We start from the raw sequence: 16,417 nt of genomic DNA on the forward strand, positions 1-16,417 counted from the left end.
CTACTGGAGCGTTGCCGTCAATCTGGCCACGTTATCCACATACTTGGCCAACGGGGGCCGGTCCATCCAGTCGTCCAGCATAAGCTCACGGGATACCTCGCGGTACGTGGATTCCACGGCCCGCATGAGGTTCACGGTCTCGGAGCCCAGCAGCATCACCGAGACCTCCATGTTGAGGGAGAAGGAGCGCATATCCATGTTGCTGGAACCAAGAACCGCCACCTCGTCATCAATGGTGAAATGCTTGGCGTGGAGGACGTATGGCGCGCGGTAGAGATAGATGCGCACCCCTGCATTCAGCAGCGCCTCGTAGTAGGAGCGCTGGGCATGGTGCACCAGGAACTGGTCGCCCTTCTCCGAGACGAACAACTCCACGTCCACCCCCCGCTGGGCGGCAGTGGTGATGGCGTACAGCAAGGAATCATCGGGGACGAAGTACGGGCTGCAGATTGAAATCCGGTGCTGCGCCGAGTAGATCAACGTGTTGAAGAGCCGCAGGTTGTTCTCTGTCGCGAACCCCGGGCCGCTGGGCACAACCTGTGCGGTGACCTGGCCGGGGGACGGCAACGCCGGCAGGCGCAGCTGGTCCTCCAAGGACTCGTCCGTTTCGCTGAGCCAGTCCGTCGCGAAGACCACGTTGAGGGTGGGGACGATCGGGCCTTCAAGCCTGGACATGAGCTCAACCCATTTGCGTCCCACCTTGTGGTGCTTGGGGTTGTTGTAGGACGGCTCAATGAGGTTCTGCGAACCGGTGAAGGCCACCTGTCCGTCGATCACCATGATCTTGCGGTGGTTCCTCAAGTCCGGACGCCGCCATTGGCCGTGGATGGGCAGCAGGGGCAGCATGCGCTTCCACTGGATCTTGCCCGCTTTGAGCCTGCGGATCAGGCGGCGGTAGCCCTTGACGCGCAACGTTCCAATGTGGTCGAAGAGGAGCCGCACAGTGACGCCCCGCTCAGCCGCTTTCTCCAGCTCAGTCAGGAGCTCATCAGTCACGGAGTCACTGCTCATGATGTAGAACTCGGCGTTGATGTAATTCTTGGCGTCCCTGACGGCCTCGGCCATGGCCTTAATGGACTCGTGGTAGCCGGGGATCAGCTCCACCTTGTTGCCATCCACCATGGGCAGCGAGCCCAGCCTGTGGTTAAGCTCCCCGGCCGACTTCACCCACTCGGGTCCGGAGTAGACGCTCACCGGATCCGAAAGATCGGAGGTCACGGCACGGACGCGGCGGTTGACTTCTTCCTGCTGCTCCCGCCTGCGCTTGGAAAGTTTGAAATTGCCAAACAACAGGAACAGGACGAAGCCCACGGATGGGATGAGGAACACAGCCAAAAGCCATGCCATGGCCGTCGTGGGACGGCGATTGCCGGGAATGATACCCAGCAGGACGATCCGCATGATGACTTCCGCGATGGCCCACGCACCCAGCAACCAGGTCCACTCCTGGCCAAACGGAAAAGGAAAGAGCACCTGACAAACCCCCACGGTTCATGGACAACAGTGACCACAGCCTATCCGGCAAAGTCATCAGCGGTGGCCCCGCACTAAGCTGGGACCATGACTTCAGCAGCCCCCACGGTCCTCGTTTTCCTGGACCCCGCCTTCGAAAACGGCCGAATTGCCGATTCCAGCCAACCGCAGCTCATGGCCACGGACCTGGGAGCTACACGCGGAGATGGCGTGTTCGAATCACTCCTGGCTGTCCAGGGCCGGCCCCGGAAAGTCCAGGCACACCTGAACAGGCTGGCCGGTTCTGCAGCAGCTTTGGACCTGACGCTGCCCGATCAGGACGCCTGGCGGCGGGCCATCGAAACGGCCATCACGGAATTCCGCAGCAGCCACCCTGCGCCCACGCCTGAGGAGGACGAGGTTGTGGTCAAACTCATCGTCACCCGCGGTGTTGAAGGTGCCGCGAGCCCCACATGCTGGGTACAGGCTTCGCCCTCACCCGCAGGCAGTCGCCGGCAGCGCGAGACGGGCATCGACGTCGTGCTTCTGGACCGCGGCTTCGACACCGAAGCCGGCGAGCGCGCGCCATGGCTGTTGCTCGGCGCCAAAACACTTTCCTATGCCGTCAACATGGCCGCACTGCGCTACGCGCATAAGCAAGGCGCCGACGACGCGATCTTCACCTCGACCGACGGCCGCGTCCTGGAAGGGCCGACGTCCACCGTGCTGCTGGCGCACCTTGAAGAAGTGGACGACGGCGCTGGTTCCGTCAGGACTGTTCGCCGCCTGATTACACCGCAGCTGGACAGCGGCATCCTTCCGGGAACCTCGCAGGGCGCGCTGTTCGCTGCGGCCAAGGCCGCCGGCTGGGAACTTGGCTACGGTCCACTGGAGCCGCAAGACTTGTTCGACGCCGACGCCGTGTGGCTCATCTCGAGTATTCGCTTGATCGCTCCGGTGAACCACATCAACGGCAAGGAAGTCGGCACACCCGCCATCCGAAAGCAGCTCACAGCCGAGCTGAACGAATTGTTCGCGGGTATCGAATAGAGGTCCGCCCTGGGGCGTCTGCCAAGGATGCTCCGCTTGGAACCTAGCAGGTCGCAAGTAGAGTAATTGCTCGCATGACTCAATGATAAGGAACTCTTGGCCTCAGCCATGAGCAAATTGTGCGTCCAATCGCATTTCTTATCCTCCTTGAAATGGTCATTCGTCATGTGATGAATCTTGTTCTCGTGTTAGTTGGATCACGTCCGACTGCCACTACTTCAGACTTTGCTGGCTAACTTCCCGGAGGGAATATGGGACTCAGCTCCCCCACAAAAGCCGAAGCATCGGCAACCGAGGCGCAGTCCGCAACTGCCGCCTCACCATCAGGACTCCGCCGGTCCATGGAGGCCCGGCACCTGGTCATGATCGCCATGGGCGGTGTCATCGGTTCAGGCCTCTTCGTCAGTTCCGGCTACACCATCGCCACCGCCGGCCCCCTGGGCGCGGTGCTTGCCTTCCTGATCGGCGCTGTCGTGGTGTATCTCGTGATGGCCTGCCTCGGGGAACTCGCTGTTGCGTTTCCCGTTTCGGGCGCATTCCACATCTATGCCGCCCGCACCATCGGACCCGCCACGGGCTTCGCCACGGCGTGGTTGTACTGGCTCTGCTGGGCTGTGGCCCTTGGTTCGGAATTCACCGCGGCCGGGCTGCTCATGCAACGGTGGTTCCCGGGCGTGGATGTCTGGATCTGGTGTTTCGTTTTCGCAACTGTCCTCTTCACCCTGAACGCCATTTCATCGCGCGTCTTTGGGGAATCGGAGTTCTGGTTCGCGCTCATCAAGGTCGCCGCCGTCGTCGGCCTCATCATCCTGGGCGGCGCCGCGCTTACCGGTTTCCACCCCCTTGCAACGGGCGACTACCCCACGTTTGGCGAGAACTTCAGCACCCCTGACGGGCTCTTCCCGAACGGCTTCACGGGAGTCTTTGTCACTTGCCTGGCCGTCTTCTATGCCTTCTCGGGTTCCGAACTGATCGGTGTTGCAGCTGGTGAGACCGCCAACCCCGGCGCGAACATCCCCAAGGCAATGCGTACCACGGTGATCCGCCTAATGATCTTCTTCGTTGGTGCCATCACGGTGATTGCGGCAACCATCCCGTACGAAAAAGTCAGCGTCGACGAGAGCCCGTTCGTTACCGTCTTCTCCATGCTCGGCATCCCGTACGCGGCGGACATCATGAACTTCGTGATCATCACGGCGTTGCTTTCGGCCGGAAACTGCGGCCTCTTCTCCTGTGCCCGCATGCTGTTCTCGCTGGCCGACGAAGGCCACGCACCCCAGGTCTTCAAGAAGCTCACCAAGCGCGGCATCCCGCTGGTTGCCCTCTGCGTGAGCATGCTCGGCGGTCTCGCCTCGCTGATCAGCAGCGTCGTTGCGCCGGCTACCGTTTACCTGGTGCTCGTTTCCGTGGCCGGCTTTGCGACGGTAGGTGTGTGGATGTCGATCGTGGCTTCACACTTCATCTACCGGAGGACGTTCGTGAGGAACGGTGGCGACGTCAACACTCTGCCGTACAAAGCGCCGCTGTTCCCGCTGGTGCCGATCCTCGCATTCGCCTTGTGCGTTGTGTCGTTGATCGGCATCGCGTTCGATCCCAACCAAGTGGCGGCCCTCCTGTTCGGAGTGCCCTTCGTGGGTGCCTGCTACGCGTTCTTCTACTTCAAGTACGGACGCCGCCGCTCGCTCAAAAAGGCCGTCAACTCCTAGCGCCGCGGATTCCTGACCCTGTTGGGATGCAGATCAGCCCCTGGACAACTCTTTCGGTTGCCCAGGGGCTGATCTGTTGTGGAAGGTCGACGGCGGACCTCACCCCGCCTGCGCTTAATCACTCTCCGCGGCTGATGGCCTTGGGTCTACTTCTTGTTTGCCCGCACCGGGTGCTCGCTCAGAATTGACAGCCTGTTGAAAGCGTTGATTCCAATCGCCGCCATGCAGAGGACACTGATCTGTTCGTCACTGTAGTGCTGACGCGCCACGGCAAACAGTTCCGGGCTGGGACGGGAGGTACTCATGCGGGTAATCTGCTCCGCGATCTCCATGGCGACGACCTCGCTGGGTTCGAACAACTGCACTTCCTTGTACACAGCCACCAATGACAGGCGCTGCTCCGTTTCGCCGTACTTCAGTGCCCGACGGTGGTGGAGATCCAAACAGAACGCGCACCCGTTGATCTGCGAACACAGGTAATTGATCAGTTCGAGGGTCCGGCGCGGGATCCCCAGCCGGTCAGCTTCGTCAACGAGTTGCTGTGAATAGTGGCTGAGCGTCGCGTAGAGGTCCGGTTGCTGCTTATCGAGATAACCGGCCAGCCGCGGTTTTGTTTCCTGTTCAGGCATGTTTGGAGCTTAACGCACCGCGCTCGGAGAGCTTAAGTGAGCGAGCGTCACAGCCAAGCACGCGGGATGTGAGGGAGGGTCACTCCGGGGTGTCGGCGGCCAGGCGGATGCCGTTCTCGGCCAGCCATACGGGATTGAAGGCCTTGCTCAGGTAGTTGGTGCCGGCGTCGGGCGCAATGGCCACCACCACCGAACCGTGAGGCGCGGCGCGGGCCACGCGCACTGCTGCCGCGACAGCGAGACCGGACGACGGCCCCAGCGCGAGCCCTTCTTCGTCAAGAAGCCGATGGACCGTGCTGTAGACCTCGTCGTTGGGGATCCGGAGGAAGCGGTCAACGATGGAGCGGTCGAAGATCTTGGGCCATTCTGACTGCGGCCAAGAGTTGCCGACGCCGTCCACCAGGATTTCGCCGGGATGACCCCCGCTGTACGCGGATCCGTAGGGGTCGGCACCCACCACTTCAACGTGCCCGCCCGGCCTTGAGGCTGCCACCTGTTCCTTCAAGTACCGCCCGTTGCCGCTGATGGTCCCGCCCGTACCGATGCCGGCCACGAAATGCGTCACCAGCCCACCCGTCTGTTCCCAGATCTCCGGCCCCGTGGACTCGTAATGTGCCAAAGGATTGGCCGGATTGTCGAACTGCATGGGCCGCCAGGCGCCGGGTGTTTCCGCGGTAATCCGAGCGGCCACGGCTCGCGCGTTCTCCGGAGACTCGGACGGCGCGTTCCAATCCGTCAGGATCACCCGCGCGCCATAGTTGTGCAGCGCAGCGAGTTTTTCCTCGGAAATGGTGTCGCCCGTGACCACCACCACCGGGTGGCCCGTGAGGTGCCCGATCAGCGCCAGCCCTATCCCGGTGTTACCGGACGTGCTCTCCACAATCGTGGCCCCCGGCCTCAACTCCCCCGAGCGCTCGGCAGCCCGCACCATACTTAGTGCCGTGCGGTCCTTGATGGAACCACCGGGGTTCTCGGACTCCAGCTTGACGTGGATGACACTGCCGAGCCCGCGGCTGAAATTCTCCAGCTTGACCAGCGGAGTGTTCCCCACCTTTTCCAGGACCGAGGCGTCCAGACCATCAAGACCCCCGGGCAGTGCATGCAACCCATGTTTACGGGTGGCCGTGCTCATGGCGTCGCCTCCTCTGTTTCAGTGAAAAGCTGATCCACGGCTTCGCGCAGCACCGTCCGCGAGCGCTCCACCAGGTCCGGCGCCGACGGCCGGTCCGCCAACACATCAGCAAGCCGGCCCGCCACCAGCCCGGTCCCGTTGCCGAGCGGCTGTGCAGCTTCGGCTTCCAGCAGGAGGTAGGAAGCCGTGAGGGACTCGATGGCCAGGAGCTTCTCCGCGGCATCAATCGACTTCTCCAGCTGTTGCAAGGCCAGCGGAGCAAGCGTCGAGTGGTCCTCGATGTCGGCTGAGAGCGTTGGCGCGCCGAGGGTCGCCGGAGCCGCCAGGAATTTGAGTTCGGCCAACAGTCCGGCCGCGGAGTACCAGAGCAGCCCGGGCAGCTCCTCCTGGATCAAGGCAGACGCCGCACCGGGCGCGGAGGACGCCGCTGCCAGGTGCCTCGCCCGGATGGCCCGCTGCGGTGGATACAGCTTGGCGATCCGCCGCTCGCTGGAAATCCCCACGTGCGCCAATCCCAACCGCAGGCTTTCGAAGGACAACGCCAGCTGCATGGGTTGGAAGTTCCCGCCGGACACCATCGTTCCCGACTCCACATCGACCAACGGGTTGTCTCCCCGGCCGTTCAGCTCCACTTCCAGGCCCGAACGCAACTGCGCCACCAAGAACCGGAACGCCCCGTGGGTCTGCGGTGCAGCCCGGAAGGACAACGCGTCCTGTACCGACGCTTCCCTGCGGACATCCTCCAGCCAGCCACCGCTGAGAAGCCGTCGAACAGCGGCGGCCGAGTCCCGCTGGCCGTCAACCGCCTTGGCCGCTTGGATGGCCGGCGAAAAGGGACTGAGGTTTCCGCCGCCGTCGTACCTTGCGATCGCCTCCAGCGACAATGAAAGCGCGACGTCGGCGAGCCGGGCCAGGTGCTGCAGGCGCACCAAGGCGAGGGCTCCCGCGCCCACGGAGTAGGCATTGGCGCTCACCAGGGCCAAGGCCTCTCCGGCAGCAGGTTGCAGGGCTTGCAGGCCGGCGTCCGCGAGGGCTTTGGCGCCGGGCACCAGCATGCCGGAGGCGTCGAACGCTTCCCCCTCGCCCAGGGCTACGGCAGCGACGGCGGCCAGCTGGGTCAGGTCGGAGGAACCCACGGACCCTTCCCGCGGGATGGCGGGGTAGACGCCGCGGTTGAGCAGTTCGGCGTAGAACCCGGCGGTCCCGGCACGCACTCCGGAGCCGCCCCGGCTGAACCCGACAAGCCGGGCCAGGATCACTGCGCGCGCTGCGGCACGATCCAGATACGGGCCTACGCCGCTGTTGTGATACCTGATGACCTGCACCTGGTAGGCGAGGAGGGACTTCTCCTCCACAGCAGTGTCCCGGCCTGACCCTAGAAGGGTATTCAGGCCGTAGACCCGTTGGCCGGAAGCGGCCGCCTGCTCCACGATCTCCCTTCCCCGTCCGATCAAATTCAACGCATCTTGGTTGAGTTCCACGTGAAACGTCGGATCCGCAGCCGCTTCCGCCACAGCCAATGCGGAAACGGGGCCCGTCCCGATGGTGAAAATGCCCATTAGAAATCCAGCAGGTTTTGGCGGAATCCGCCGTTGCCGTAACTCTTCCTCAACAGGCCGCGGCGGCGGAGTTCCGGGGTCAGCTTGTCCAGCACACCGTGCACGGTCACCGGATCAACAAAGCCGGAGAACAGGAAGCCGTCGCCCCCTACCGCCGCGCCGGTCTCCTCCAGATAATCCGCAATTTCTCCCACCGTGCCGATGATCGAATCCCCCGCACCACCGCTGCGTGCCTGCAGGATTTCGCGCAGCGTGGACCCGGGAGGGGCAGCCTTGGCGAAGTGCTCCAACGTGCCCTGGTTGCTGTTGGTGCTCAACTCCGGAAGCGGGGCATCGAGGTCGAACTTCTTAAAGTCGATCACGGACAGGTAGGAGATGGAGTTGAGCTGGCTGTCGATGTCACGCTGCGTCAATTCCCGGCGCTGCGCCCGTAGCTCCTCGGCCTCGGCTGTGGAACCCACCACGGTGGGCTTCAGCACGAAAAGCACCTTCACGTCGTCGGGATTCCGCCCGGCTTTCGCCGCCTCGGCCCGGATCGAATCCCGGTAGGCCTTCATACCGTCAACGCCGCGGGCGAGCGCAATTGCCACATCCGCGTGACCGCCGGCAAACGCTTTGCCCCGCGGAGAGGCGCCCGCTTGGACAAGCACGGGTTCCTCGGGCAACGGTGCCGTGTTCAGCGGCCCACGGACCTTGAAGAAGTCGCCGTCGTGGTTGATCGGATGCACTTTGGTATGGTCCGCAAACACCCCGGCTGAAACGTCCTCAAGTACAGCGTCGGCCTCCCAGCTACGCCAAAGCCGCCTGACGACGTCGACGAATTCCTCCGCTTTTTCGTACCGGAGGTCGTGTTCGATCTGCTGGTCCAAGCCGTAGTTCTGCGCGGCGAGATCGCTGCCCGAGGTGACCACATTCCATCCGAGCTGCCCCTCGGAGAAGTGCTGCAGGGTAGCGAGGAGCCGGGCCGCGGTGAAGGGCGGGTAGAAGGAAGCGCTGACCGTGGGAACGATCCCCAGGTGCTCCGTGGCGGAAAGCAAGTACGGGACCAACGCCAAGGGATCGTGTTTCGGCGCAAAGGACGCATGGGCCAGCGAAACCTCGGCAGTACCGCCATAGGTGTCCGGGACGGTCAGGGAATCCTCGATGATGAACAGGTCCAGCCCGGACAGCTCGAACGCGCGCACGGCCTCCTGGTACAGGGCGGGCTTCTTCCAGTCGTACCCCAGGCTGTAGCCCGGAGTGCCCCAGCCCTGCACCCCGAAACCGTGCCCCACGAACCAACCAAAATGCAGCATGGGCTTGAGTGTAGAACTGCTCTGTCCGTTCACCGCGACCTGATTTCATACGAAGTTACAGGGGGTCGTACTGCGTCAATTATGCTCCCGGGACGTCTTAATTGGACCCGTACTCCAGTACCGCCCGGTTACGCAACATGACGACGGCCGCCGTGCGGGCCGTCGTCGTGAATGCTACGTTTTTCTTGAGTAATGAGAACCAGCGCAAAGCCCTGACTTGCTGGTCGGCAACCCTCTCTCCGGCGGGGTGCCTCAGGTGACTACTCGGCGTATCGACAACTCGAACTGCAAGCGTGACTGAGGAGCACCAGCAATGCCTGAACCCACTGAAGAAAAACTCTCTTACCGCCTGATAACAGGCCCGGATACCCGCGACTTTTGTGAGCGGATCACCAACGCCCTGGCGGATGGGTACGTACTGCACGGCAGCCCCGCCGCCACGTTCAACGGAACCGACGTGATCGTCGCGCAGGCCGTCGTCCTGCCCGCCGCGATTGCCAGCGCCGATGCCGCAGTCGCCAACGCCGTTGATGAACTGGATACCGACGACGAAGAAGCATTCGAGGGCCACGCATGAGCTACGCAGGTGACCTGACCCCGCAAGACGCGTGGGCCAAGCTTGAACAGGGCGCCATCCTGGTGGACGTCCGCACCGAGGGCGAATGGGCCCACATCGGAATCCCCGACACGAAAGCCACCGAGAACGATCCCCTGTTCATCCAGTGGAACCTCGCCGGCGGCATCCCGAACTCCCGCTTCATCGAGGACCTGCAACAACAGGCACCCGAGGACGACGGCGTGGAGCTCGTCTTCATCTGCCGCTCCGGCCAGCGCTCCATCGCCGCCGCCATCGCCGCCACGCAGGCAGGCTTCACCGCCTACAACGTCCTTGAAGGCTTTGAGGGCGAACCCGACCGTTACGGCGAACGCACCGTCAATGGTTGGAAGAACCGTGGCCTGCCAACGAATCTGGGGACCGAGTAAGTGACTTTCAATCCTGACGCCGCCGGCTGGAGCCCCGACACCCAGGCCGTTCGCGGTGGACTTGACCGTACCAACTTCCAGGAAACGGCTGAACCCGTCTTCCTGAACTCCGGCTTCGTTTACGAATCCGCCGCCGCGGCAGAACGCGCCTTCACCGGCGAGGACGAACGCTTCGTCTACTCCCGCTACGGCAACCCGTCCGTGGCCACCTTCCAGGAGCGGCTGCGCCTCCTCGAAGGTACCGAGGCTTGCTTCGCGACGGCGTCCGGCATGTCCGCCGTGTTCACCGCACTGGGTGCCCTGCTGGCTGCCGGTGACCGCGTGGTTGCTGCCCGTTCCCTCTTCGGCTCCTGCTTCGTGATCCTCAACGAGATCCTTCCGCGCTGGGGCGTGGAGACCGTGTTTGTGGACGGACCGGACCTTGACCAGTGGCGTGAGGCTCTCTCCGAGCCGACCACCGCCGTCTTCTTCGAGTCACCGTCCAACCCGATGCAGGAAATCGTGGACATCCAGGCTGTCAGCGAACTGGCGCATGCCGCTGGGGCGACTGTCGTCGTCGACAACGTCTTTGCCACCCCCCTGCTGCAGCGCTGTGGCGAGCTGGGCGCCGACGTGATTGTGTACTCAGGCACCAAGCACATCGACGGCCAGGGACGCGTCCTCGGTGGCGCGATCCTGGGCACCAAGGAGTTCATCGATGGACCGGTGAAGCAGCTCATGCGCCACACGGGGCCATCGCTTTCGGCTTTCAACGCCTGGGTGTTGACCAAAGGCCTGGAAACCATCGGGCTCCGAGTCAACCACAGCTCGGCATCGGCCCTGAAGATCGCGGAATGGTTGGAGCAGCAACCCGCCATCAGCTGGGTCAAGTACCCCTTGCTGAAGTCGCACCCGCAGTACGAGCTCGCCGCGAAGCAGATGAAAGCCGGAGGCACAGTGCTCACGTTCGAGCTCTCGCCGTCCGCCGGCCGCTCCGCGAAAGAAGCCGCGTTCGCGCTGCTTGATGGATTGCGTGTCATCGACATCTCCAACAACCTTGGTGACTCCAAGTCGCTGATCACCCACCCTGCCACCACCACCCACCGGGCCATGGGTCCGGAGGGCCGGGCGGCGATCGGGCTGTCCGATGGCGTGGTGCGCTTGTCGGTGGGGCTGGAGGACGTGGACGATCTCATCCTGGATCTGGAGAAGGCCCTCAAACAGGTCTAACCTTGCTGGCATGAGGCATCCATACCGCCGGGCGGGGGCTGTCATCGTTGCGGGATCGGTGGTGTGGTTGGCCGGGATTTCACCGGGATCCCGCGTGTACCTCATGCACGACCCCGCAGAGCGCCTGCGTTTGCTGCTTGCCAGCGAGCGCGGATGGGTGATCGGCCACCACGCGGCCGCTGCAGGAACCGTCGCAGTCCCGGTGGGCTTCATGGCGTTCTCGAAAGCACAACCGGCAGGGACCTCCAAAGCGTGGGCGTCCGCGGCAGCAACAGCGCTGCTTGCGGGCGCACCATTCTTCGTCTACAGCTTGTCGCGGCGGGCCTCGGACCTTGAGCGTTTCGCTTATTTTCGGGGATCCAATGCACCGTTCCTCGCCTACTCATGGCTGCATGTGCTGGGCTTGGCTGCCTTGGGCGGCAGCCTGCTGAAGTCCCCCGCCAAACGATGGGCGGGGATGACGGCAGCAGGGATGGCCGTGGTTTCCGGGACCGTCCTGGCGACCACCAAGGACATCCCGCCCCTTGTTTTCTACCTCACCGAAGGAGCCGTCGGAGCGTACCTGATGGCGTGGCCGGAACCCGGGGACATCGGGGATAGCGAGAACATCGGAGACATCGAGGGCTAAGGCCGCCGCACTCTGGTCAGCAGCGGGACCGGGTCCTTGAACGCGCCCGTCGCGGTGCCACGAACAGTCACCTTCGCAGCGTGCGAGACCACGGCGGCAAGGGCTTCGGAGCCGGGCGGGTTCCCGCCGTCGCGATGCCCGGCGCTGTACCGTGCCGCTGCGTCCCGTTGTTCGAGCGCTCCGTTGCCGCGCTCCAGAATTCCGGCAATGCCCGCCTTGACCAGGGCCAATTCACCTTGGTCATCCAGTACCGGGCTGAGATAGTCAACCAACGCCCACACGACATCAGCGGCAGGCTGGGGCCGGAAATCGCCGAAGTCCAGGAGGTCTCCCCGCAAACCGGAATTACTGGCCCGCCAACCCGCCATCCGCAGCAGGGCGGTCGGCACCGGGGTGGGATCAACGCCGTCGAGCATTTCCAAGGAGGCCGTCTCCACCAAAGCCCGCACCAGCACCGCGATCAGCGCCGCGTCCTCCGCGCGGAGGCAGACGTCGGCGACCCGGACCTCCACGGTGGGCTGGTTCCTGGCTATCCGGGCATCGAAGTAGATCATCCCCTCATCCAGGACTACACCGGTATCAAGCAAGCGCTGCACCACGCGTCGATAAGCCGTGAGCGAGCCAAAAAGCGATGACGGCCCGGACGTGGGCCAACGGTTCCATGCCTGCGTGCGGTAGCTGTCGAACCCGGTCGGAAGCCCGCGCCAGTAGGGCGAATTGGCCGAGAGCGCGGTGAGCACCGCGAGTTTGTCCCGGATGTGGTCCAGCACCACCACGCCTTCCTCCGGGGACTCCACTGAAGTGTGCACGTGGAAACCGCACGTCAACTGCTCGGTGGCGATGATGCCGAAGTGGTCCAGCATCGCGGCGTACCGGGGATCCGGGGTGGTGTGCGTGTTCGAGGCCAATGGTGAAGTGGCGATCGCTGCAACCCTTGCGCCGTGCCGCCGGGCAGCTTCATCGGCCATGGCGCGGCCCCGGCGAATCTGCTGCAGGAGTTCGGCATAGCTGTGACACGGCCGCGTTTGGGTTTCGATTTGCTCCAGCTTGAGCTCCTGGCTCAGTCCGGTCTCCGTGGCAGGTTCCTCGTAGCCGGCCAGAAGCGCGTCCGCGAGAGCCAAGGGCATGCCCGTCACCGGATCAACGATGAGCAGTTCTTCCTCGACCCCGAAAGTCCGCATGCTCCATTCTGCGTCACGGGTGGCCTCCAGAACACAGGGTGGGACTGGCAGTTTGGCCTGCCGCAAAGAGATTCTGCTGGATCATCGTCCGTGGAAACGGAGAGGACCCGCGGATTAGCCGGCCAAGCAAGCTGGCCGGGGCCGATGATCCAGCAGATTTGTCCACATAGGCGAAGTTTCCGGGCTGGGGAGGGACCAGTCCGTGGCTGACTGAAGGCATGAACGCATTCGAATTCTTGTCGTCAGTAGGTGGAGTAGCCAAGGTAGGGCTGCTTAAGGCCCACGGGCACACCCCGGCGGACCTAAGGAAGCTCGAGGGGGCCTATCAACCGCGGCATGGCATATGGGCTCTGCCCTCCGCAGATACGGAGTTTGTCTCTGCCCTCGTAAACAACGGACTTCTGACATGCGCAAGCGCAGCTGCCCGCTATGGCCTCTGGCTTAAAGACAAACCGGGAAGACTGCATCTGGCAACCAAGCACAACAGAGGCCGGGGGTTTATCCGGCACGGAGGTCTCAGGCTGGGCTCGGAGTCCTACGTTCCAGTTGCCTCGCTGGAAGACACTGTCATTCRCGCTCTCACGTGCCTGCCGGACGTTGACGCCATTGCCGTGGCCCAGTCCGCTATGAAAAACCGGGGAGTTCCCCGTGACGTCCTGGAGGGCGAACTGCGGGCCAACTACTTCGGGAATGCGAGGAAACGACTGCGCAAGGCCGACGGTTTGTCTGAATCCGTCCCGGAGATCAGTGCCCGCCTGCTTTTTGAGGCGGCGGGACTCTCCTTTGAACGGCAGGTCCAAATCCCAGGAGTGGGCCGGGTGGACACCCTGATTGACGGCTGGCTGATTGTGGAGGTCAATGGCTATCAGTTCCACAGTTCACGGGAGGCCTGGAGAAAGGACATGGGCAGGTTGAACGCGGCGCAGGCAATGGGTTACCGCGTCCTGAGCTTCGCCCCCGAGCAAATCTGGAACTCTCCGGAGCTGGTCTTGGGCCAGATCCGGGCGTGCCTTGGGCTCGGAAGGCCGCGGGATGGGCGATGACAGAGTATTTGCTGGATCATCGCCCGAAGCAGCATCCGGAAGGCCCGTAATTCCGGGCTTTTCCGTTGCTGCGAGCTCCGATGATCCAGCAAATACGTCAGCATCAGTCCTGGAAGTACTCCACCTTCGCGCCGATGGTGTTCAGTCGTTCGGCCAGGTCCTCGTAACCGCGCTCAATCACGTAGATGTTGCGCAGCTCGGAGGTACCCCTGGCCGCAAGCATCGCCAGGAGAAGGCAGGCAGCGGGACGCAGGGCCGGAGGGCAGCCGACTTCTGCTGCCCGCCATTTGGTTGGTCCGTTGACGTAGATCCGGTGCGGATCCAGGAGCTGAACCTGGGCGCCGAGTTTGTTGAGTTCTGTCAAGTAGATGGCCCGGTTTTCGTAGACCCAGTCATGGATCATGGTCTGTCCTTCGGCGTTGCCGGCAATCACGGCGAAGAAGGGCAGGTTGTCGATGTTCAGGCCCGGGAACGGCATGGGGTGGATCTTGTCCTGCGGCGCATGCAGCTCCGAGGGCTTGGTTGTCACGTCCACCAGGCGCGTGCGGCCGTTGCGTGCCATGTATTCGCCGGAGATCTCGAGCTTCTGGCCCATCTGCTCCAGCGTGGCCAGCTCGATCTCCATGAACTCGATGGGAACCCGGCGGATGGTGACTTCCGAGTTGGTCACGATTCCGGCAGTGATCAGGCTCATGGCTTCGATGGGATCTTCGGACGGGAAGTATTCAATGTCCACGTCGATGGCCGGCCGCCCGGTGATCTTCAACGTGGTGGTGCCCACACCCTGGATATCCACGCCAAGGCCCTGCAGATAGAAGCAGAGGTCCTGGACCATGTAGTTGGGGCTGGCGTTGCGGATGACCGTGGTGCCTTCGCGGTGCGCGGCTGCCATGATGGCGTTCTCCGTGACGGTGTCGCCGCGTTCGGTCAGTACGAACGAACGGTGGTGTCCGTCGGCGGCGGGGGCCGTGACGGAGTAGAAACCGGACTTCGCCTCAACCTCGAGGCCGAACTGGCGCAGCGCCTGCATGTGGGGCTCAACGGTGCGGGTTCCGAGATCGCATCCGCCGGCGTAGGGAAGAAGGTATTCACTGGTCTCGTCAAGGAGCGGTCCCAGCAGCATGATCACGCTGCGGGTCCGGCGGGCGGCGTCCACATCCATTGATTCGAGGTCAAGGACCTCGGGCCTGCGGATGCGCAGATCGCTTCCGTTAAGCCAGGTGCATTCCACGCCGATGGACGTCAGCACTTCGACGATCCTGTTGACCTCTTCGATACGTGCCAGGCGGCGCAGCGTGGTGGTGCCGCGGTTGATCAGGCTCGCGCACAGCAGGGCCACACCGGCGTTCTTGCTGCTGTTGACGTCCACCTCTCCGGAGAGCGTACGGCCGCCTTCCACCCGCAGGTGGGTCATTTGGGGCTTGCCCACCTTGACGATGGAACGGCCGAAGATCGCTTCGAGGCGTTCGATCATCCGGAGGCTCAGGTTCTGCTTGCCCTGTTCCATCCGGGCGATGGCGCTCTGGCTGGTTCCCAGCTCAGTAGCCAGCTGCCCCTGCGTCCAGCCCTTTTCGCCGCGGGCGTTGCGGAGCAGGAGGCCTACGTGTTCTGCGGTCGGTTGCGTCATAACCAAGAAATATCACAAGTGAGTTAGAAGTGGCTAGCAAAACACCGTTTAGGCGGCAAACGTCACACCCTACCCGTATTGTGCGATATATAGCCCGACGGCGGCACTCGCCTCATCGGGGCCGCTCACTGCGGCGGTGGGTTCAGTTCCCTATGCCCGCCAGTACCCCAAAGCGTCAATCCGATGCTTATCCACCCCGAGTTCCTTCTTCAGGTGCTTCACGATGGCACGGGTGCTGGATGCCTCGCATGCGACCCAGAAGAAGTCATCCGTCGCTGACACGGCCTGTGGTGCCAGCCCCGCGCAGACTTCCTCAACCAGTGAGGCGCCGTCGCGTTTGCGCGGAATCCAGGTGACGACGTCGTCGCCGGACGTCCGGACGGCGAGCGTGGTGTCGGCGTCGTGCTGGTATTCGAGCCAGGCGGTGACCGGTGTGCTGTGCGGTCCCCGCGCGTCCAGGAGCGAGTTGATGGCCGGAAGTGAGGCAGGATCGCCGACCACCCAGATGCGGCGCGGCGCGGGCTGCGGGAACGCGAAGGAGCTGCCTTGGACTGTGGCGTCGATGGTGTCGCCGGCCTGGACGGTGCGGGCCCAATCAGCTGCCACCCCGCGGTGCATGGCGAAGTCCATGCTGAACGTGCCAGCCTCCGGATCCGCGTTGACCAGGGTGTAGGCGCGCTGGTGGGCCTTGCCGGAGTCGTTGAACCAGAGGCGGATCCACATGGTCGGGTGCAGGCCGCTGGCCTTGAGGAGCCCGCCGTCGCGCACGTGCACGCGAAGGAAGTCGGGGGTGATTTCTTCCCGGGCGGTGACCTGCAGGGTGAAATCCTTGGCGCCCATGACTTTCAGGACGACACCTTCCCAATTGCGCTTCAAGCAGCACTCCTTCACGAATGGCCCACGATTTGTGCCCGGGGCCAAA

At 63.4% G+C, this 16,417-nt stretch carries 15 protein-coding genes and 1 riboswitch; of the genes, 7 read left to right on the forward strand and 8 right to left on the reverse strand.

The genetic code is table 11. The features are described 5' to 3' along the window. Positions 1 to 1,473, reverse strand: a complete 1,473-nt coding sequence (gene cls / locus AB4Y81_RS13185; RefSeq protein WP_018778206.1) for a cardiolipin synthase — start codon at positions 1,471 to 1,473, stop codon at positions 1 to 3. Positions 1,474 to 1,560: 87 nt separating this feature from the next. On the opposite strand from cls, the gene AB4Y81_RS13190 reads away from it, so the two are divergent. Together AB4Y81_RS13190 and AB4Y81_RS13195 are read left to right on the forward strand one after the other, a co-directional pair. Beyond that, positions 1,561 to 2,502, forward strand: coding sequence for an aminodeoxychorismate lyase (locus AB4Y81_RS13190; RefSeq protein ID WP_055972822.1), 942 nt, complete (start codon positions 1,561 to 1,563; stop codon positions 2,500 to 2,502). 251 nt (positions 2,503 to 2,753) lie between these two features. Then, positions 2,754 to 4,208, forward strand: a complete 1,455-nt coding sequence (locus AB4Y81_RS13195; protein WP_018778204.1) for an amino acid permease — start codon at positions 2,754 to 2,756, stop codon at positions 4,206 to 4,208. Positions 4,209 to 4,354: 146 nt separating this feature from the next. Here the strand turns inward: AB4Y81_RS13195 and AB4Y81_RS13200 are convergent, their stop codons facing one another. From AB4Y81_RS13200 to AB4Y81_RS13215, 4 genes are all read right to left on the reverse strand, one after another. Further along, positions 4,355 to 4,837: a carboxymuconolactone decarboxylase family protein gene (locus AB4Y81_RS13200; protein WP_018778203.1), complete on the reverse strand. Its 483-nt coding sequence runs from the start codon at positions 4,835 to 4,837 to the stop codon at positions 4,355 to 4,357. A gap of 79 nt (positions 4,838 to 4,916) precedes the next feature. After that, complete coding sequence (locus tag AB4Y81_RS13205; RefSeq protein ID WP_441996059.1) at positions 4,917 to 5,969, reverse strand: PLP-dependent cysteine synthase family protein; 1,053 nt, start codon at positions 5,967 to 5,969, stop codon at positions 4,917 to 4,919. Continuing rightward, positions 5,966 to 7,528: an aromatic amino acid ammonia-lyase gene (locus AB4Y81_RS13210; RefSeq protein WP_416429616.1), complete on the reverse strand. Its 1,563-nt coding sequence runs from the start codon at positions 7,526 to 7,528 to the stop codon at positions 5,966 to 5,968. Before AB4Y81_RS13210 ends, AB4Y81_RS13205 begins: the two co-directional genes overlap by 4 nt. After that, on the reverse strand, positions 7,528 to 8,856 hold the full coding sequence (locus AB4Y81_RS13215; protein WP_018778200.1) for an NtaA/DmoA family FMN-dependent monooxygenase: 1,329 nt from the start codon (positions 8,854 to 8,856) through the stop codon (positions 7,528 to 7,530). Before AB4Y81_RS13215 ends, AB4Y81_RS13210 begins: the two co-directional genes overlap by 1 nt. Positions 8,857 to 9,011: 155 nt before the next feature. Beyond that, positions 9,012 to 9,123: riboswitch (SAM riboswitch) on the forward strand. A gap of 13 nt (positions 9,124 to 9,136) precedes the next feature. Between AB4Y81_RS13215 and AB4Y81_RS13220 the strand changes: the two genes are divergently transcribed. Genes AB4Y81_RS13220 through AB4Y81_RS13235 form a run of 4 tightly spaced genes read left to right on the forward strand, consistent with a single transcriptional unit; the run spans position 9,137 to position 11,644 of the window. Continuing rightward, entirely contained in the window at positions 9,137 to 9,400 is a 264-nt protein-coding gene (locus AB4Y81_RS13220) for a DUF1737 domain-containing protein (protein ID WP_018778199.1), read from the forward strand. Then, positions 9,397 to 9,807, forward strand: coding sequence for a rhodanese-like domain-containing protein (locus AB4Y81_RS13225; RefSeq protein WP_039243084.1), 411 nt, complete (start codon positions 9,397 to 9,399; stop codon positions 9,805 to 9,807). The genes AB4Y81_RS13220 and AB4Y81_RS13225 overlap by 4 nt, the downstream gene beginning before the upstream one ends. Further along, the gene (locus AB4Y81_RS13230) at positions 9,808 to 11,016 is read left to right on the forward strand and encodes an O-succinylhomoserine sulfhydrylase (RefSeq protein WP_079581891.1); all 1,209 of its coding nucleotides are present in this window, start codon (positions 9,808 to 9,810) and stop codon (positions 11,014 to 11,016) included. It abuts the gene before it with no gap. Between the two features lie 10 nt (positions 11,017 to 11,026). Further along, positions 11,027 to 11,644, forward strand: coding sequence for a hypothetical protein (locus AB4Y81_RS13235; RefSeq protein WP_441996060.1), 618 nt, complete (start codon positions 11,027 to 11,029; stop codon positions 11,642 to 11,644). Here AB4Y81_RS13235 and AB4Y81_RS13240 read toward each other — a convergent pair. Then, positions 11,641 to 12,825, reverse strand: a complete 1,185-nt coding sequence (locus tag AB4Y81_RS13240) for a glutamate--cysteine ligase 2 (protein WP_441996061.1) — start codon at positions 12,823 to 12,825, stop codon at positions 11,641 to 11,643. The genes AB4Y81_RS13235 and AB4Y81_RS13240 overlap by 4 nt on opposite strands. A 218-nt stretch (positions 12,826 to 13,043) precedes the next feature. On the opposite strand from AB4Y81_RS13240, the gene AB4Y81_RS13245 reads away from it, so the two are divergent. Beyond that, positions 13,044 to 13,868, forward strand: a complete 825-nt coding sequence (locus AB4Y81_RS13245) for an endonuclease domain-containing protein (protein WP_441996062.1) — start codon at positions 13,044 to 13,046, stop codon at positions 13,866 to 13,868. A gap of 103 nt (positions 13,869 to 13,971) precedes the next feature. Here AB4Y81_RS13245 and AB4Y81_RS13250 read toward each other — a convergent pair whose 3' ends face one another. Further along, entirely contained in the window at positions 13,972 to 15,495 is a 1,524-nt protein-coding gene (locus AB4Y81_RS13250) for a UDP-N-acetylglucosamine 1-carboxyvinyltransferase (protein WP_018778193.1), read from the reverse strand. A 150-nt stretch (positions 15,496 to 15,645) separates the two neighbouring features. Next, entirely contained in the window at positions 15,646 to 16,371 is a 726-nt protein-coding gene (locus AB4Y81_RS13255; protein ID WP_441996063.1) for a siderophore-interacting protein, read from the reverse strand. Positions 16,372 to 16,417: the final 46 nt, after the last annotated feature.

Origin of the sequence: Paenarthrobacter sp. TAF1, from assembly GCF_052113825.1 — a bacterium.
GTDB lineage: Bacteria > Actinomycetota > Actinomycetes > Actinomycetales > Micrococcaceae > Arthrobacter > Arthrobacter nicotinovorans.